Below are 15,111 nucleotides of genomic sequence, written 5' to 3' on the forward strand. Positions count from 1 at the left end.
GGATCAGCGCGCGGAACACCCCTGAACCGATCTAACCTCGCACCGCGTTGCCGGGTCGAGGTCGAGGGAGTCGCTGATGCGACACGCGCTCAGAGGAGTGCTGCTGTTCCTGTTGCTGGTGGTGCTCGCCCCAGCGGCGAACGCGCAGCAACCGGTCGTGCGGGTCGGCACGGAGGGCACCTATCCCCCGTTCTCCTTCCACGACCCGAGATCGCAGCAGCTCACCGGCTACGACATCGAAGTGATCAAGGCCGTCGCGGCGAAGGCGGGGTGGCGGCTGGAGTTCGTCGAGACGCAGTGGGACGCCATCTTCCCCGCGCTGGACTCCGGCCGCATCGACCTCATCGCCAACCAGGTCTCGGCCAACGACGAGCGGCGCGCGAAGTACGGCCTGTCCAGCACGTACACGTACTCGCGCGGGGTGGTCGTCCGGCGCACGGGGGACGACCGGATCAAGTCGCTCGCCGACATCAGCGGGAAGACCACGGCGCAGTCGAGCACCAGCAACTGGGCCAAGGTCGCGCGCGAAGCCGGGGCGAAGGTCGAAGCGGTCGAGGGCTTCGCGCAAGCCGCCGCGTTGCTCACGCAGGGCCGGGTCGACGCGATCGTCAACGACAACATCGCGGTGCTGGACTACCTGGCGAGCACGGGATCCAAGGACATCGAGATCGCGGGCAACGCCGGGGAGAAGGGCTCCGAACAGGTCCTCACCTTCCGCAAGGGCTCGAACAAGGCCGACGAGAACCTGCTCTCCCAAGCCAACCAGGCGTTCGCCGCGCTCAAAGCGGACGGAACCCTGCGCGGCATCTCGGAGAAGTACTTCAAGGCCGACGTCTCCGTGCCGGACGGCGGCAACGCGGACCTGTCGCAGGGACGCGGCGGCCGGAGCACGTGGGAGGTGCTGGCGAGCACGGCGTGGCCGATGTTCGTCGGACTGGTCAAGGTGACGATTCCCTTGACAGCACTGAGCTTCGCGATCGGACTCGTGCTCGCGCTGGGCGTGGCGCTGGCGCGGATCTCCACCTACCGCGTGCTCTCCGGGCTCGCCCGCGCGTTCATCTCGATCATCCGTGGCACTCCACTGCTGTTGCAGCTGTTCATCGTCTTCTACGGCCTGCCGCAGCTCGGGCTGAAGTTCTCCCCGTTCCTCGCGGCGGTGATCGCCTTCAGCCTCAACGTCGCGGGCTACGCGGCCGAGGTCATCCGCTCGGCGATCCTGTCCGTGCCGCGCGGCCAGTTCGAGGCGGCGGCCACGGTCGGGCTCAGCTATCCGTTGACTCTGCGGCGGATCGTGCTGCCCCAAGCGGCCAGGATCGCGGTGCCGCCGCTGTCCAACACGTTGCTGTCGCTGGTGAAGGACACCTCGCTGGGCTCGGTGGTGCTGCTCACCGAGCTGTTCCGCGAATCGCAGCTCGCCGCGGCCGAGAGCAACGAGTTCCTCGCCCTCTACTCCTTCGCCGGTCTGTACTACTGGCTGATCTGCGTCGCGCTCTCCGCCGCGCAGAAACGCCTGGAGACCCGACTGAACAGGTACGTGACGGCATGACTGACACCCCTCGCATCCGCGTGCGCGGACTGGAGAAGTCCTTCGGCGACCAGAAGGTGTTGCGCGGCATCGACTTCGAGTCGCTCAGCGGCACCTCGACCGTCCTCTTGGGACCGTCGGGCTCCGGCAAGACGACCGTGCTGCGCTCGCTCAACGCGCTGGAGATCCCCGAACGCGGGGTGATCGGCATCGATGACGTGGAGGTCGACTTCGCCCAGCTGCCCTCCGGCAGGACGGGCCGCAAGGAGGCGAGCCGCCTGCGCGCGCAGAGCGGCATGGTCTTCCAAGCGCACAACCTCTTCCCGCACCGCACCGTGCTGGAGAACGTGATCGAGGGCCCGGTCCTCGCGCAGAAACGCCCACGTGAGGAGGCCGTCGCCGACGCGCGGGCACTGCTCGACCAGGTCGGGCTCGGCGAGCGCGCCGACGCCTACCCCTCGCAGCTCTCGGGCGGTCAGCAGCAGCGCGTCGGCATCGCGAGGGCACTGGCGCTGAAGCCGCGCGTGGTGCTCTTCGACGAGCCGACCTCGGCGCTGGACCCCGAACTGGTCGGCGAGGTGCTCGCGGTGATCAAGGACCTGGCCTCCTCGGGCTGGACCACGGTGATCGTCACCCACGAGATCCGCTTCGCCGAGCAGGTCGCCGACCAGGTCCTGTTCCTGGACGGCGGGGTGATCGTCGAGCGCGGCACCAGCGCGCAGGTGATCGGCGACCCGACCGAGGAGCGCACCCGGAAATTCCTGAGGCGGATCACCCACCCCGCCTGACAGAATCGCCCGGTGGCCTCCAGCAGCGCAATGATCACCACGCCCATCACGCCGGAGCTCCTGCGCGGAGCCCTCGACCTGGAGGTCACCGAACGCGGCGTGCTGCCGCACCGGCTCCCGGCGAGGGCCCGCGCGCAGTGCGACGACCCGCAGCTGGCGATGGTCGAGGCCCAGCCCTCCGGGGTGCGCCTGGCCTTCCGCACGGCCGCGACCGTGGTGGAGCTGGACGTGCTGGCCACCAAGACGGCCTACCGGGGAGTCCCGCCGCGCCCCGACGGTGTGTACGACCTGCTCGTCGACGGTCGCCTCACCGCTCGGGCGAGCGTGCCGGACGGCAACTTCACGATCATCGACATGGCGACCGGGGGCTTCGAGCACAAGCCCGGACCTGTGTGCACGGTGCGCTTCGACAGCCTCGCGTCCACACCCAAGGACATCGAGATCTGGTTGCCGCACAAAGAAGTCACCGAACTGGTGGCACTCCGCGCGGACGCGCCGGTCGAGCCGACGCCGGATCGCGGACGCCGTGTCTGGGTGCACCACGGCAGCTCGATCAGCCACGGCTCGGACGCGGCCAGCCCGACCACGACCTGGCCTGCCGTCGCGGCCTCGCTCGGCGGCGTGGAGCTGGTCAACCTGGGGTTCGGCGGCAGCGCGCTGCTCGACCCGTTCACCGCGCGAGCCCTGCGCGACACCCCGGCGGACCTGATCAGCGTCAAGATGGGCATCAACCTGGTCAACGCCGACCTGATGCGGCTGCGCGCGTTCGGCCCCGCTGTGCACGGCTTCCTCGACACGATCCGCGAAGGGCAGCCCGACACGCCGATCCTGGTGATCTCGCCGATCCACTGCCCCATCCACGAGCACACCCCCGGCCCGGGCGCGCTGGACATGAGCGGCGGCACGGTCAAGTTCCGCGCCACCGGCGACCCGTCCGAACGCGGCAGGCTCACGCTGACCGTCATCCGCGCGGAACTGGCCAAGATCGTCGCGGCGCGCGCGGCCGACGACCCGAAGCTGAGCTACCTCGACGGACTCCAGCTCTACGGAGCCGCCGACTACGCCGAGCTGCCGCTGCCCGACGAGCTGCACCCCGACGCGGCGACGCACGTGCGCATGGGCGAGCGCTTCGCGAAGCTGGTGTTCAGCGAATCCTGACGCAGGCCAGCATGATCAGCGCGGCGACCACGAACGTGCCCGGCGCGGAGATCGCCTCCACCAGCAGGCCGCCCAGCGCGGAGCCCGCGGCGTCGGCCAGGAACGAGCCGCTGAGCACCACGCCCAGCACGACGCCCAGCGACTCCTTCGGCGCGTCACGCTGGAGCAAAGTGTTGCCGCACAACGACTCCAGGCCGTTGCCGAACCCGGCTACCAGTGCGCCGAGCACCACAACGGCGGTGACCGGCGCGAGCCCCATCGTCAGGTGACCGGCAGCCTGCGCCGCGATCCCGACGCCGAACAACCTCAGCGCCCACGCGTCCATCCCCCGGTAGCGCGGCATGCCCAGCGCGGCCACCAACCCGCCGACCGCGATCCCGCCCAGCACCAAGCCGTACCACAGGGCTGAGGCGCCGAGGTCCTCGCGCACGAGCACGATCAGCGCGGGCCGGTCCAACGCCGCCGCGAACGCGATCCCGACCAGGCCGATCACCACCGGCCGCACATGAGCCGACCGCCGCAACACAGCCAGGCCCGCCACCGTCTCCGCCAAGAACGACCGCCCGGAACGCGGCTCCGGCACGGCGCGCGGCAGCGGGACCAGCAACAGGATCGAGATCGCGAACGAAGCCGCGTTGATCACCAGCGCCCACCGGTAGTCTCCCATCCCCGCGAGCAACCCGCCCAGCGCCGCGCCGCTGGCGAACCCGGTCGCCGAAGCCGCGATGAGCATCCCGTTGGCCGCAGCCAAGTGCTCCTTCGGCACCGTCCGCCCGATCAGGGTGCGCGCGGCGGGCAGGGTGATCGTCGAGGCGGACTCGGCGACGAACACCAGCGCCAGCAACACCGGGAAGGTCGGGTCGACGAGCGCGATCAGCAGGAACACCGCCCCGCACACGGCGTCGCAGAGCATCATCAGCCCGCGCAGCTCCGCCCGGTCCCCGATCGCGCCCGCGACCAGGCCCAGGATTCTGGGCAGCATGCGGACCAGGAACAACGCTCCGACCGCGACCGGCGATCCGGTGCTCGCGTGCACGTGCACCGTGAGCGCGGACAGCGCGGCCATGTCTCCGGTCTGCGAGATCAGCCGGGACGCGACGAACACCGGGTAGCGATTTCCCCACCACATCGGCTGATCATCTGGTGCCAGAGCGCCGAGCGCGACAGTTCTCGCGCGTAGCGAACGCGAGACGCTGTCGGTGGGGCCGCCCATAATGTCCGGGTGACTGTGCAGGCTGACGAGTTCCACCGCATCATCGACGCGCTCGGCGACGTCAAACGCGCCCAGGGCGGCGACTACAGCTCGTTCAGCGTGCGCGGCAAGCGGTTCGGCTACTTCTGGCCGCGCACGCAGACCGTCGGCCTGAAGCAGACGCTGACGGAACAGCTCGCGCTGGTCGCCGAGCGCCCCGAGGTGTTCGAGGAGCAGTTCACCGCGGGCGGCTTCGGGTGGGTCGTGGTGTACCTGGCCGGCATCGAGCTCGACGAGCTGACCGAGCTGGTCTACGAGGCGTGGCGGCTGTCCGCGCCGGAGGACCTCATCGACTCCGTTCCGTTCCCGACGCTCTAGTCCGTGTGTCGCTGAGGGGTTGGGGTGTCTTCAAGACCACCAAACCCTCCTGTTGATCATCGTTAACCGCCTCGAACCCCACGGACTTGCTCGGTGCTGTCGTTGAACACCGGCGAACCTGACGACTGAGACGACAGGCTCTAGACATCAAGACGGCAACATTTTCCGGCACCGGCCGCTCGTGGTGGCATCCTGCCGCACGGCAGGAGGCTGTCATGACGAGCGAGCAGGCGCCGAGGACCGGCGACACCGTAACGATCAAACCAGGCGTGACCTGCGGCGGAGTCGACGTCGCCGGGGTGCGGTTGCGCGTCACGCAGGCCTACACCGAGGCCGACGGGCGCCAGTGGTTGTGGGGCACGGACCCCGACGGCCACCGCTACCGGCTGCCGTGCTTGATCGTCTCGGTCACTGAGCCACGCCGCTGAGCAGCCACTTCGTCATTCGCACCTCGACGAGCACGCGCGCGCCTTCACCCTCCCAGGTCGCCGTGACGTCCCACCCGTCGTACTTGGCCTTGAAGGCCGCGACGATGTCGTCGGGAAAGCCGTCCTCGTGCACGGTCGCGAGCCCTTCCGCGACCACCGGGGCCATGCCGTCCTCCAGCGCCAGCGAGACGCGCGGATCGTTGATCATGTTGCGCACCTTGCGGTTGCGCTCGCTGCTGCCGATCCACCAGGTGTCATCGCGGTAGATGAACCACACCGGGGTCACGTGGGGCGAGCCGTTCGGGCGCAGCGTGCACAGCCACGCGTTGCGATCGTGCTCCAGGCGGTCGGCGAGTGTCGTGTCCACAGCCCCATCCTGCCCGCCCCGAAATACCGTAGAGTCCCTATCGCATAGAGCCTCTACGGTATTGGAGCGCGCATGGACCTCAGGGCAGCACTGGACCGCATCCCCGCGCTGGACCGCTTCCCCACCGTCGAGGAGATGCAGGCCGACCTCGCCGAGCTGGCCGCCGCCAACCCCGACCTGGTCGAGCTGCGCAGGATCGGCACGTCGCGGCACGGAGAACCGCTGGTCATGGCCGTGATCGGCGACGGACCGCGCTCCGCGCTCGCCTTCGGCGGACCGCATCCCAACGAGCCCGTCGGCGCGCTGACCGTGCGCGAGCTCGGCCGCCTGCTCTGCGCCGAGGAGTCGCTGCGCTCCGGCCTGCGCTGGCACCTCGTCCCGTGCGTCGACCCGGACGGCGCGCGGCTGAACGAGGGCTGGCACACGCGGCCCGGCGGCTGGGAGGTCTTCGGCAGGCACTTCTACCGCCCCGCCATGGACGAGCAGGTCGAGTGGACCTTCCCGAAGCTCGACGAGCCCGGCTACTTCGACCGCCCCCTGCCCGAGACCGCCGCGCTGGCCCGAGTGATCGACGAGGTGCGGCCCGTGTTGATCAGCTCGCTGCACAACGGCGAGTACGGCGGAGTCTTCACCTACGTCAGCACCGTCGACGACACAGCGAACAACGCGCTGACCGCCGCGCTCGGCGAGGTCCCCGGGTGGTTCGGCGTGCCGCTGCACAACGCCGTGTGGGAGGTGCCCGACAGCAGCATGCTCGGCCCCGGCGTGATCAGGATGCCGACCAGCGCGGAGGTCGGCGGCGACGGGAGTTTCGGTGCGAGCAGCGGCGACTACTCCGCGCGCCACGGCACCACGACGATCGTCACCGAGGTGCCGTACTGGGAGGACCCGCGCGCCGCCGACACGAGCCCGTCCGACACGGATTTTCCCGCCCTGGTGCGCAGAACCGCTCAGCAGGTCGAGGAGGCCGGTCGCTTCCTCCGCGCCGCGCTCGCCGTCGCGGAGCCGGATCTGACGCTGGACACACCGTTCCAACGGTCCCTTGTGGACAGTCTGACGCAGGCGGAAGCCGTTGCCGGGGCGTGGAAGCACATCGCCGACGGCCCGGCGCGCCTCGCGACCGTGGCCGAGGTGTGCTCCTTCGACGTGCTGCCGCACATGTTCCGGATCCGGCTCGCGGGCACCCTGCTGCGGGCGCTGCACGCCGAACTCGGCTCCGGCAACACCCGCAAGGGCATCCGCGAGGCCCTCGCCCACGTCGAGGCCCGGTTCACCGAGTGGTGCGCCCAGGCCACGCGCGAGCTGCCCGGCGAGCGGATCGCGATCCGCAAGCTCGTCGCCGTCCAGGTCGGCTGCACGCTAGCCGCGGCTTCGCTCGTGTGAGTTCCGAGCGGCGGAGACGATGAGCAAACCCGGGACGACTCCCACGAAGAACGGCGATGGCACAAGGAGAATCCCACCGAGCACGCACCACGCGGCGTAGACCCACCCGACCCCGGCGGGCACGGTCACGCCGCGCCCGGCGAGGTGCCAGAGGACCCAGCCCAGCAGGATCTGCGGCACGGAGAAGCTGCCCAGCGCGGCCCAGAAGGCGACCTCGTTGTCCAGTGCGCCGCCCATGAGCGGCACCGACGCCCACAGCCCCTGGTCAAGCCACCTCGCGTGACTGTCCCAGGCCAACACGATGGCCAGCACCAGGTGCCCCGCCCCGATCACGATCATGACCGCGCTCGCCCAGCGCAGCTGCGTCTTCACCGGCACGTCCACCTCCCGTTTCTATGTTGGCCAACACAGGGAGTGTTGCACGACCTAGAACGTGATCGGTAGCCAACGCTAGGATCGGCGGCTGTGACGAGCACCCCACGGGCCGGCAGGCGGGCCGAGACCACGCAGGAGAGCCGCAGGCTGCTGATCACCGCCGCGACCGAGCTCTTCGCCGAGCGCGGCTACCGCCAGACGACCTTCGAGGACATCGCCGCGCGCTCCGGGATCAGCCGGGGTTCGATCCCCTGGCACTTCGGCAACAAGGAAGGCCTGCTCGGCGCCGTCGTCGACCACGCCGTCGTGCGGCCGCTCGCCGGGGAGCCCGACACGCTCGACGAGGCACTGGACACCCTCGTCGCGTTCACGCGGAGCCCGTCCACCAAGCTCTTCGCCACGCTCGTCGGCGAGGCCGTCGAGCCGGGCTCCGCGCCGCACAAGTGGTACGCCGACCTGCACGAGTCGCTGCGCCGCCGCATCAGCACGTGGCTGGGCCGCGCCGACCTCCCCGCCGACGTCAACGCCGACGAACTGGCAACCGTCGTTCTCGGCGCGGTCGTCGGCATCCACATGCAGTGGCGCATCGCCCCCGACGCCATCGACCTCAACCGGACCTACGACACCCTCGGCGCCGTACTCCGCTCAGTAGGCATCACCTAGCGGAGGCGGGCGCGGACGTCCATCAGCGCCTTGCCGAGCAGGTTGAGGCCGGGCCACAGCTCGAAGTGCGCGGCGTCGGGGTGCTCGGCGGCCAGGCCGATCCCCCACACCGGGTCGAGCGGGCTCGCCTCAGCCAGCCAGGCGTGGCCCGTGCTCAGCAGGAAGCGCCGAAGCTCGGGGTGCGCGCGGAACTTCGCCAGGTTGCCCTCGACCACGATGTCGTAGCGCTCGCGCTCCCACACCGCCGTGTCGAAGCCGACGACGCCGCGTCCGAAGTCCTTGGCCGCCTTGGGATCCGCCGCCGCCAGCACCTGCTCGGCGGTCGCGGTGTCGTCGAAGAGCACGGCCTTGCGCCACATCATGTAGTGCTCGGCGGTGGCGAAGGTGAGCCCGTCCACCACGAACGGCGCGGGCCACCACTGGCTGAGGCAGCCCTTGCCCACGCTGCCGTCGCGCTCGGGCTGGTGCCCCCAGAAGAGCAGGTTCTCAGTCACGGAAGTTCTTCCCGTCACCCAGCTGGAGCAGGATTCGCCCGTCCTGCACGTACATCTCCACGTCGAGGTCGCGCTCACCGAAACCTCGACGGTGCACCTTGCTCACCGCGCTCGGTCCTTCCTCGCGAAAACCCTTGGCGCCCAAGAGGTCCTCGCGAACCCGGCGCAGAGTGTCCACAGCGGACTCCCCTGCCGGTCCGGCGATCACCACGGTGCGCCCGCAGTAGTTGGACCCGCACCCGGTCCTGGTGTCGTCGACCACCCGCACCCCGTCGGGCAGCGGCAGCACCTCGGAGGTCGACGGCATGCCGGGCTCCGTCTCGATGAGCCACCACCCGATCCCGACGCCCAGCCACACCGGCCCCGCGAACAGGATCAGCACGACCCGACCGGCGAGCGCGCGCCGGGTGAGCGGTGCGGCCCAGCCCTCGGCGCGCCGTGCGAGCAGGACCACCAGCATCGTCAGCGGCACGTAGCCCAGCCAGAGGACCCGGTCCAGCTCGGTCGGCACGAGCCCGGACAGCACCGGGAAGCTCAGCCCGCCGAAGCCCGCGAGGCCCAGGGCGACCGGCCACAGCAGCCGCTCGGTCCGGGCCAGCAGCAGCCAGCACCCGACGGGCGTCAGGGCGAAGGCGGCGATGAGGGCGGTCTGCACGGGGGCAGGCTAGCCGCGAACCCGCCGACGCGGAGCCGAATTACGGCAGCTCACGCGGCGGGAAGGCGAACGAGGACGTCGGAACCGGCACTCCGTAGCCGCGCAGCTGCTGCGCGCGCGTGACGACGGCGGCGCCTTCCAGGAGGTTCAGCGCGATCTGCACGACGGAGCGGTTGTGCGGCTCGGCCAGGAACGTGCCCGCCGTCCAGCGGTTGAACGCGCCCATCGCGGGCCCGCACCGCAGCTGGTAGTCGGCGGCGCGCCCGGGGTCGCCGTGCACCGCCCACAGCGCGGACCGGTCGAGGTACCACCGGAACACCATCGCCATCCGCTGCCGCGCGTCGCTCACGGCGGGAAGCTCGGCCAGCACGCTCGCGACCGGGCGGCCCAGGATCTCCCGCTCCAGCGAGGAGAACTCACCGGACGGGATCTCCTCCAGCGACTGGTGGTCGCGGTAGAGCTTGTGCAGCTTGCTCGCGCGCGCGGCGAACTCGGTGCCCTTGAGCAGCACCTGCGCCTGCTCGCCCCGCTCGAAGCCGTCGGAGCGCGGAGCGAGCCCGGTGTCGGCGAGGTCGGCGTCGGCCAGCAGCCGCTTGCCCGCCTCGGACAGCCCGGACTCCACCGCGGCCTGGTTCACCGAACCGGTCACCACGTAGTCCGCGCCCAGGGTGAAGGCCGCCGCGACCGACTGCGGCGTGCCGATCCCACCCGCCGCGCCGACCCGGACCGGGCGCGGGTAGTCGTGCCGCGCGGCCAGTTCGTCGCGCAGCGCCAGGATCGCGGGCAGCAGCGACATCAGCGGGCGCGCGCTGCCGGAGGAGGCCGTGATGTCCTCCGCCACCGGCACGAGCGCGGCCAGCTCCGCCTCCTCGGCGGTGATCTGTCCACTGTGGACGAGTTCGCGGAGCACGCGCTGCGGGGCCGGCGAGAGGAAGCGCTCGGCGAGCTCGGGGCTGTTGACCTTGACGAAGAGGTTGGTGCGGCGCTGGATCCGGCCCTCGGGATCGCGGATGAGGCCGACGGCGGAGCAGCGCACCACGGCCGGGGTGAGCTCGCGGAAGCCGGAGACCGACACGCACGGGACCCCGTTGGCCAGCAGCAGGTCCACCACCGCGTCCTCGTTGGCGGGATCGGCGGCCAGGTTCACGCCCCAGTTCGGCCGTCCACCGACGGAGGCCGACAGCTCCCGCACCGCACGCTCCACTGTGGACAGTGGGAGGCCAGCCGTTCCGAAGAAGCCCAGCAGCTCCGCGCGGGCCAGCGCGATCACCATGGCGGTGGTGGCGACGCCGTGGCCCATCTCCCCCGCCGCGTAGGGGTAGCGCGTGCCGTGCGCGGTGCAGAAGGACCGGTCGCCCAGCCACTCCGGGTACAGCGGCGGCAGCGTTCCGACGACCACGCTGCCGGGCTTCACCTCGCCGACGACCAGGCCGATCTCGTCGTTGCCCGCGAGCACACCGGAGACCAGGTGCACGCGCTCGCGGATGCGGCGCGCGCATTCGGCGACGCTGTCCGCGGAGAACGCGAGGACGCTCATGCCGCCGCCCACACCGGCGCGGTGGCGCGAACGCGGGGCGCCAGCTCGTCCAGCGCCGCCGCCCACAGGTGGTCCAACCCGTCGGAGGCGGGCAGCGCGGAGTCGGTGACGACGCACAGGCTCGCGGTCTCGCCGTGGGTGCCGAGGAAGACCCCGATCGGCCGGTCGCGGTGCAGCATGCCGATCGACACCACGCCGACGGCCTCCGCGCCGAAGAGGTCGACCTTGCGGGTCCACCTGCTGTTGCCCGCCATCAGGTCCACGTGCCAGCGCGAGAAGGTCAGCGCGCAGGTCAGCCGGACCAGCCAGGTGGGCAGCGAGCGCATGCCGCGCGTCGTGCCGATCACGTTCTTCTGCTCGATGCTGGAGGCGCGGACCCGGGCCAGTCGCTTCAAGGGGTCCGGCTCGTCGCAGGGCAGTTCCACCCGCAGCGGCACCGAGTGGTTGCCCAGCTCGTCCGGCCCCGGACTGCTGCCCACGGTCATCGGCACCAGCGCCCACATCCGCTCGGGCACCGTCCGCCACGGCATGCCCGGCCACTCGCGCAGCATCCCGCTGAGCGCGGCCAGGTAGATCTCGTTCACCGTCACCCGGTGCAGCCGCGCGGCCCGGTGCAGGTGCTCCGAACCGACCGTCGTCCACCACACCCGGCGCTCGCCGGTCAGTCCGCGCGCGGAGAACGGCCGCGCGGACACCGGCCGGAAGCCGCGCAGGTAGCGCGCGACGCCGCTCATCACCGAGCGCAGCACCCTGGGCCTGCCCGACCACGGCTTCGGCGCCTCGGACTCGGCCGCCTCGTCATCGAGCAGGCGGTACAGCGCCTCCTCCGCTGACGCGCCGTCGAGCAACGCGTGGTGCGGCTTGAACAACACGGTGTACTCGCCGTCGCGGTAGCCGTGGACCAGCCAGAGCTGCCACAGCGGTTCGGTGCGGGCAAGCCGCTGCCCGAGAACGTCCTCCACCACCGAGCGCAGGCCGATGTCGCCGGTCCCGCCGACCGTGGCGATCTCGCGCACGTGGTAGCTCAGGTCCAGCTCCTCGCGGCGCTCCCAGTCGCGCCCAGAGCTCAGCGCGAGGGAGAGGTCCGGCACCCGGGCCACGCGCGCGGCGACGTACTCGCGCAGCTCCTCCACCGAGGGCGCGCGTCCGGCGAAGCGCAGCAACCCGCCCAGCTCCGCGCTGTTCGGATGACCGGCGTCGTAGTCGAGGTACACCCGGTCCAGCGGGCCGAGCCTGCGCGGACCCGTGCCCACCGTGCGCACGCTGGCCAGCAGGTAGTCCAGGTCGATCGGGGTCTCCGCGCCGTGCGGCCCGAGCACGGCCCTGGCGCGGGCGTCGTCGAAGGTCCTGCGGTGGCTCAGGTAGGGCTCCAGGCTGGAGACCTGGGTGACCCGCTCGATCGCGCGCATCCGGTGCGGCGGCTGCGGAACGAGCTTCACGCGCAGCGGGAAGTTCTTCTCCAGCACGGAGATCACGGCCTGCACGGGCACGTCGCTGCCGTGCACCACGTGGTAGGTCTGCACGACACCCGCCGGGCCGTGCTCGGCGACCGAGTCGGCGATCTTCGCCATCGCCGCGGCCGCGTGGGCCACCGGGATGAAGTTCAGGCGCGCGTCCTCGTGGCCGACCAGCCGCACGGTCGGGCGCAGCCACCTCGGCAGCCGCAGCCAGCCCAGCCGCATCCGGCGCTGCTGGGCCTTGCCGGCGCGCACGAGGTTCAGCAGGGGGTGCGACCACAGCTCACCGGGCGCGGGCGCGTCGGTGATCATCAGGCTCGGGCGGTGCACCACCACCGGGCGGAAGGTCTCGTCGGCCCAGGCGCGCACCGCGGTCTCGGCCTCGTGCTTGGAACGCTCGTAGGCGTTCTCGAAGCCCGGCAGGTCGTCGAGCGCGTCCTCCTCGATCACCCCTTCCCGTCGCGAGCCCGCCACGAACGCGCTGCTCACGTAGTGCAGCAACGGTGTGCGGGGCGACGCGTCGAGCAGGTCCAGCACGGTGCGCGTGGTGGTGACGTTGGCCAGCCTCAGCGCTTCGATGCCCGCGCTCGGGTCGACGCCGCCCGCGCAGTGCCACAGCACCTCCAGCTCCCCGGCGAGCGACTCGTAGTCCTCGTCGGAGAGGCCCATGCGCGGTTCGGTCAGCTCGACCTCGACCACGCGGATGCGGTCCGGCAGCGTGCTGATCACCGTGCGCGGGGTGCCCGAGAGCTCCAGGAACCGCCCGATGCGCTCGACGGCGTCCGGCGATCCCGCGTGCGCCAGCACGAGCAGGTTCGTGTGTCGCTCCAGCAGCTCGCGAACGAGGCGCAGGCCCAGGAAGCCGGTCGCGCCGGTCACAGCGACAGTCACGGTGGCGGGACTCCTCAAGAAGACGTGGCCGGGTGAATTCGGGGCCGTGGGATGGTCACACACCAGCGCACCGCCGTTGAAGATCCACCCGACGGGACACGCGATTGCCGCCCCTTGTTCACTCGGCAGGGGAAATTACCCGCAACCATCAGCACGCAATGTGCACATCGCGCGAGCGACACTCACCTGTTCGGGGACAGGCGTTCTCCCAGGCGTCGCAGCCCGTCCGGCCCTGTCGGCGGAGCCCGCACGCCTACCCGGACGTGCGCAAACGTCGCGGTACCGCCGTCCGGGTGAAGCAGCCCGGTCCCGCCCGTTCAGGCCTGCCGTTCAGCCCTGGGGTTTCGCCGCTCCGCGCACCTCGATCGAGGCGAGCAGCTCGGCCGTGGCCTCGGCGACGGCGGCCACCGCGCGGTCGAACGCCTCGGCGTTGTGCGCGGCCGGTTTCCGGAAGCCGGAGATCTTGCGGACGTACTGCAAGGCCGCCGCGTGCATGTCGATCTCGGTGACGTCGTCGGCGAAGGGCGGGCGGAGGGTTTTGATACTTCTGCACATGCTCAGCTGTCTAGCACGCCGCCCCGACAACGACAGCGCGGTTCACGAGCCGTCGCGATCGGCGGCGATGCGGGCGCGCTGCCGCTTCAGCACGCGGTCTCGCTGACCGGCCGGTGCCGCCGCCGCTGGGCGGAAGCACCGGCCTCTGGTCAACCGTTCTTCATGAGATAGCGGTTGCTGATGGCTTTCCAGCAGGAACGGCCGTCGAGCTCGGCGAAGGACTTGCCGGACCGCTCGTGCCACACCACGCCCTCGGCCTTCCGGCCGGGCGCGATCACCGACGTCATGCCGTCGACCTGGTCGACCGCTTCCCGGACCGTACGCGGGACCTCCCAGTCCAGCACCGGAGCGCTGAGGGCCGCCAACCGCTCGGGCCACTCGTCCCGGGGAACCGCCGCCCCGTCGCGGAACACCCCGAACACCGCCAGGGCAACTCCCTTGACGCGCAACGGGTTCGCCTGGATGCCCTCGCCGTAGAGCTCACCCTGGACGATCGTGCCCTGGGGCAGCGCGGCGAGGTCGTAGCGCTGCGCGATCTTCATACCGGTCAGCTCCGGCTTCGGCTCCAACTCCCAGTTGCGGGAACAGATCCGGATCGGGTCCTCCGCGTCACCGGTCACGACGTAGGTGACGCTGGAGCCGTCGATCTTCTCCGTGGCGAACCACGAACCCTCGGCCAGCAGCCGGTCGTAGACCTCGGTCAGGTTCTGCACGCGCTCGGCGTCGGTCTTCTTCACCAGGTGCGCCGGGAACACGCCCCTGACCTGTCCGGAGAGGCTCGTCGGGATCGGCGGCTCGTACTTGACCACGCCCAGTGCCTCGGCGAGCCCGCCGCTGTCGACCCCGGCCAGGTCGGGAAAGGCCGCCAACGGCAGCACGAGGCCCTGCGAGTACTGGCCGCGCAACTTCGCCGTCTTCAGCACGTGCACCTTGGAACCGTCGCCCAGGGTTTTGGCGCCGCGCGGTTCGAGAAACGCGAACCGGTCGTCAGAGAGCGGCAGGGCGGAGTCGATCTCGAAATAGACGACCTCCTCGCCCACAGCCATTTCGCCCTTCTTCACGACCACGTCCCAGCCGCGCACGCGCGCTCGCTCGATCGCGTCCGCGCCCTCGATCGGCCCGATCTCGGCGATGACCTCCGCCGACACCAGTCGCCGCACTTCACCACCCGAGGTCTGCGTCATTCTCGCCATCTCCATTTCTCGCACGCGGTGGATTCGCGTCGACGACGACCCACCGGATCCTCTTCACGCCAGCGCTCAACG

16 protein-coding genes are annotated in these 15,111 nt (G+C 70.8%); 7 read left to right on the plus strand and 9 right to left on the minus strand.

Going from position 1 to position 15,111, the window contains the following annotated elements; all coding sequences use genetic code 11:
* The first annotated feature begins 76 nt into the window (after nucleotides 1-76).
* From ABD798_RS26345 to ABD798_RS26355, 3 genes are read left to right on the plus strand one after another with little or no spacing between them, the layout of a single operon-like run.
* Nucleotides 77-1,546 carry an ABC transporter substrate-binding protein/permease gene (locus ABD798_RS26345; protein WP_344880071.1) on the plus strand — a complete coding sequence of 490 codons (1,470 nt, stop codon included), beginning with the start codon at nucleotides 77-79 and terminating at the stop codon, nucleotides 1,544-1,546.
* Nucleotides 1,543-2,313: an amino acid ABC transporter ATP-binding protein gene (locus ABD798_RS26350; RefSeq protein ID WP_344880074.1), complete on the plus strand. Its 771-nt coding sequence runs from the start codon at nucleotides 1,543-1,545 to the stop codon at nucleotides 2,311-2,313. The genes ABD798_RS26345 and ABD798_RS26350 overlap by 4 nt, the downstream gene beginning before the upstream one ends.
* 30 nt (nucleotides 2,314-2,343) lie before the next feature.
* Entirely contained in the window at nucleotides 2,344-3,471 is a 1,128-nt protein-coding gene (locus ABD798_RS26355) for a GDSL-type esterase/lipase family protein (RefSeq protein ID WP_344880991.1), read from the plus strand.
* On the opposite strand, the gene ABD798_RS26360 is transcribed toward ABD798_RS26355, so the two are convergent.
* On the minus strand, nucleotides 3,458-4,600 hold the full coding sequence (locus ABD798_RS26360) for an MFS transporter (RefSeq protein ID WP_344880077.1): 1,143 nt from the start codon (nucleotides 4,598-4,600) through the stop codon (nucleotides 3,458-3,460). The two genes, ABD798_RS26355 and ABD798_RS26360, sit on opposite strands and share 14 nt — an antisense overlap.
* 93 nt (nucleotides 4,601-4,693) lie before the next feature.
* Here ABD798_RS26360 and ABD798_RS26365 point away from each other — a divergent pair, with 93 nt between their 5' ends.
* Together ABD798_RS26365 and ABD798_RS26370 are read left to right on the plus strand one after the other, a co-directional pair.
* Nucleotides 4,694-5,041: an MmcQ/YjbR family DNA-binding protein gene (locus tag ABD798_RS26365; protein WP_344880080.1), complete on the plus strand. Its 348-nt coding sequence runs from the start codon at nucleotides 4,694-4,696 to the stop codon at nucleotides 5,039-5,041.
* A 215-nt stretch (nucleotides 5,042-5,256) separates the two neighbouring features.
* Nucleotides 5,257-5,469: a hypothetical protein gene (locus tag ABD798_RS26370; protein WP_344880083.1), complete on the plus strand. Its 213-nt coding sequence runs from the start codon at nucleotides 5,257-5,259 to the stop codon at nucleotides 5,467-5,469.
* Here the strand turns inward: ABD798_RS26370 and ABD798_RS26375 are convergent.
* Complete coding sequence (locus ABD798_RS26375) at nucleotides 5,450-5,836, minus strand: pyridoxamine 5'-phosphate oxidase family protein (protein WP_344880086.1); 387 nt, start codon at nucleotides 5,834-5,836, stop codon at nucleotides 5,450-5,452. The genes ABD798_RS26370 and ABD798_RS26375 overlap by 20 nt on opposite strands.
* 72 nt (nucleotides 5,837-5,908) lie before the next feature.
* On the opposite strand from ABD798_RS26375, the gene ABD798_RS26380 reads away from it, so the two are divergent.
* Nucleotides 5,909-7,219: a M14 family zinc carboxypeptidase gene (locus ABD798_RS26380; RefSeq protein ID WP_344880089.1), complete on the plus strand. Its 1,311-nt coding sequence runs from the start codon at nucleotides 5,909-5,911 to the stop codon at nucleotides 7,217-7,219.
* Here the strand turns inward: ABD798_RS26380 and ABD798_RS26385 are convergent.
* On the minus strand, nucleotides 7,196-7,603 hold the full coding sequence (locus ABD798_RS26385; RefSeq protein WP_344880092.1) for a DUF6463 family protein: 408 nt from the start codon (nucleotides 7,601-7,603) through the stop codon (nucleotides 7,196-7,198). The genes ABD798_RS26380 and ABD798_RS26385 overlap by 24 nt on opposite strands.
* An 81-nt stretch (nucleotides 7,604-7,684) precedes the next feature.
* Here ABD798_RS26385 and ABD798_RS26390 point away from each other — a divergent pair, with 81 nt between their 5' ends.
* Nucleotides 7,685-8,257 carry a TetR family transcriptional regulator gene (locus ABD798_RS26390; protein WP_344880095.1) on the plus strand — a complete coding sequence of 191 codons (573 nt, stop codon included), beginning with the start codon at nucleotides 7,685-7,687 and terminating at the stop codon, nucleotides 8,255-8,257.
* On the opposite strand, the gene ybiA is transcribed toward ABD798_RS26390, so the two are convergent.
* From ybiA to ABD798_RS26420, 6 genes are all read right to left on the minus strand, one after another.
* The gene (gene ybiA, locus ABD798_RS26395; protein ID WP_344880098.1) at nucleotides 8,254-8,751 is read right to left on the minus strand and encodes a riboflavin biosynthesis intermediates N-glycosidase; all 498 of its coding nucleotides are present in this window, start codon (nucleotides 8,749-8,751) and stop codon (nucleotides 8,254-8,256) included. The two genes, ABD798_RS26390 and ybiA, sit on opposite strands and share 4 nt — an antisense overlap.
* Nucleotides 8,744-9,406 (minus strand): hypothetical protein, encoded by a 663-nt coding sequence (locus tag ABD798_RS26400; RefSeq protein ID WP_344880101.1) that lies wholly within the window; start codon nucleotides 9,404-9,406, stop codon nucleotides 8,744-8,746. The genes ybiA and ABD798_RS26400 overlap by 8 nt, the downstream gene beginning before the upstream one ends.
* Nucleotides 9,407-9,446: 40 nt before the next feature.
* Nucleotides 9,447-10,943 (minus strand): PfaD family polyunsaturated fatty acid/polyketide biosynthesis protein, encoded by a 1,497-nt coding sequence (locus ABD798_RS26405; RefSeq protein ID WP_344880104.1) that lies wholly within the window; start codon nucleotides 10,941-10,943, stop codon nucleotides 9,447-9,449.
* Nucleotides 10,940-13,291 (minus strand): SDR family oxidoreductase, encoded by a 2,352-nt coding sequence (locus ABD798_RS26410; protein ID WP_344880107.1) that lies wholly within the window; start codon nucleotides 13,289-13,291, stop codon nucleotides 10,940-10,942. Before ABD798_RS26410 ends, ABD798_RS26405 begins: the two co-directional genes overlap by 4 nt.
* A 330-nt stretch (nucleotides 13,292-13,621) precedes the next feature.
* Complete coding sequence (locus tag ABD798_RS26415) at nucleotides 13,622-13,846, minus strand: DUF2277 domain-containing protein (RefSeq protein ID WP_344880110.1); 225 nt, start codon at nucleotides 13,844-13,846, stop codon at nucleotides 13,622-13,624.
* 149 nt (nucleotides 13,847-13,995) lie between these two features.
* Nucleotides 13,996-15,030 carry an RNA ligase (ATP) gene (locus ABD798_RS26420; protein WP_344880113.1) on the minus strand — a complete coding sequence of 345 codons (1,035 nt, stop codon included), beginning with the start codon at nucleotides 15,028-15,030 and terminating at the stop codon, nucleotides 13,996-13,998.
* Between the last annotated feature and the right edge of the window lie 81 nt (nucleotides 15,031-15,111).

The sequence above is a fragment of the Allokutzneria multivorans genome, assembly GCF_039537405.1.
Classification (GTDB): domain Bacteria; phylum Actinomycetota; class Actinomycetes; order Mycobacteriales; family Pseudonocardiaceae; genus Allokutzneria; species Allokutzneria multivorans.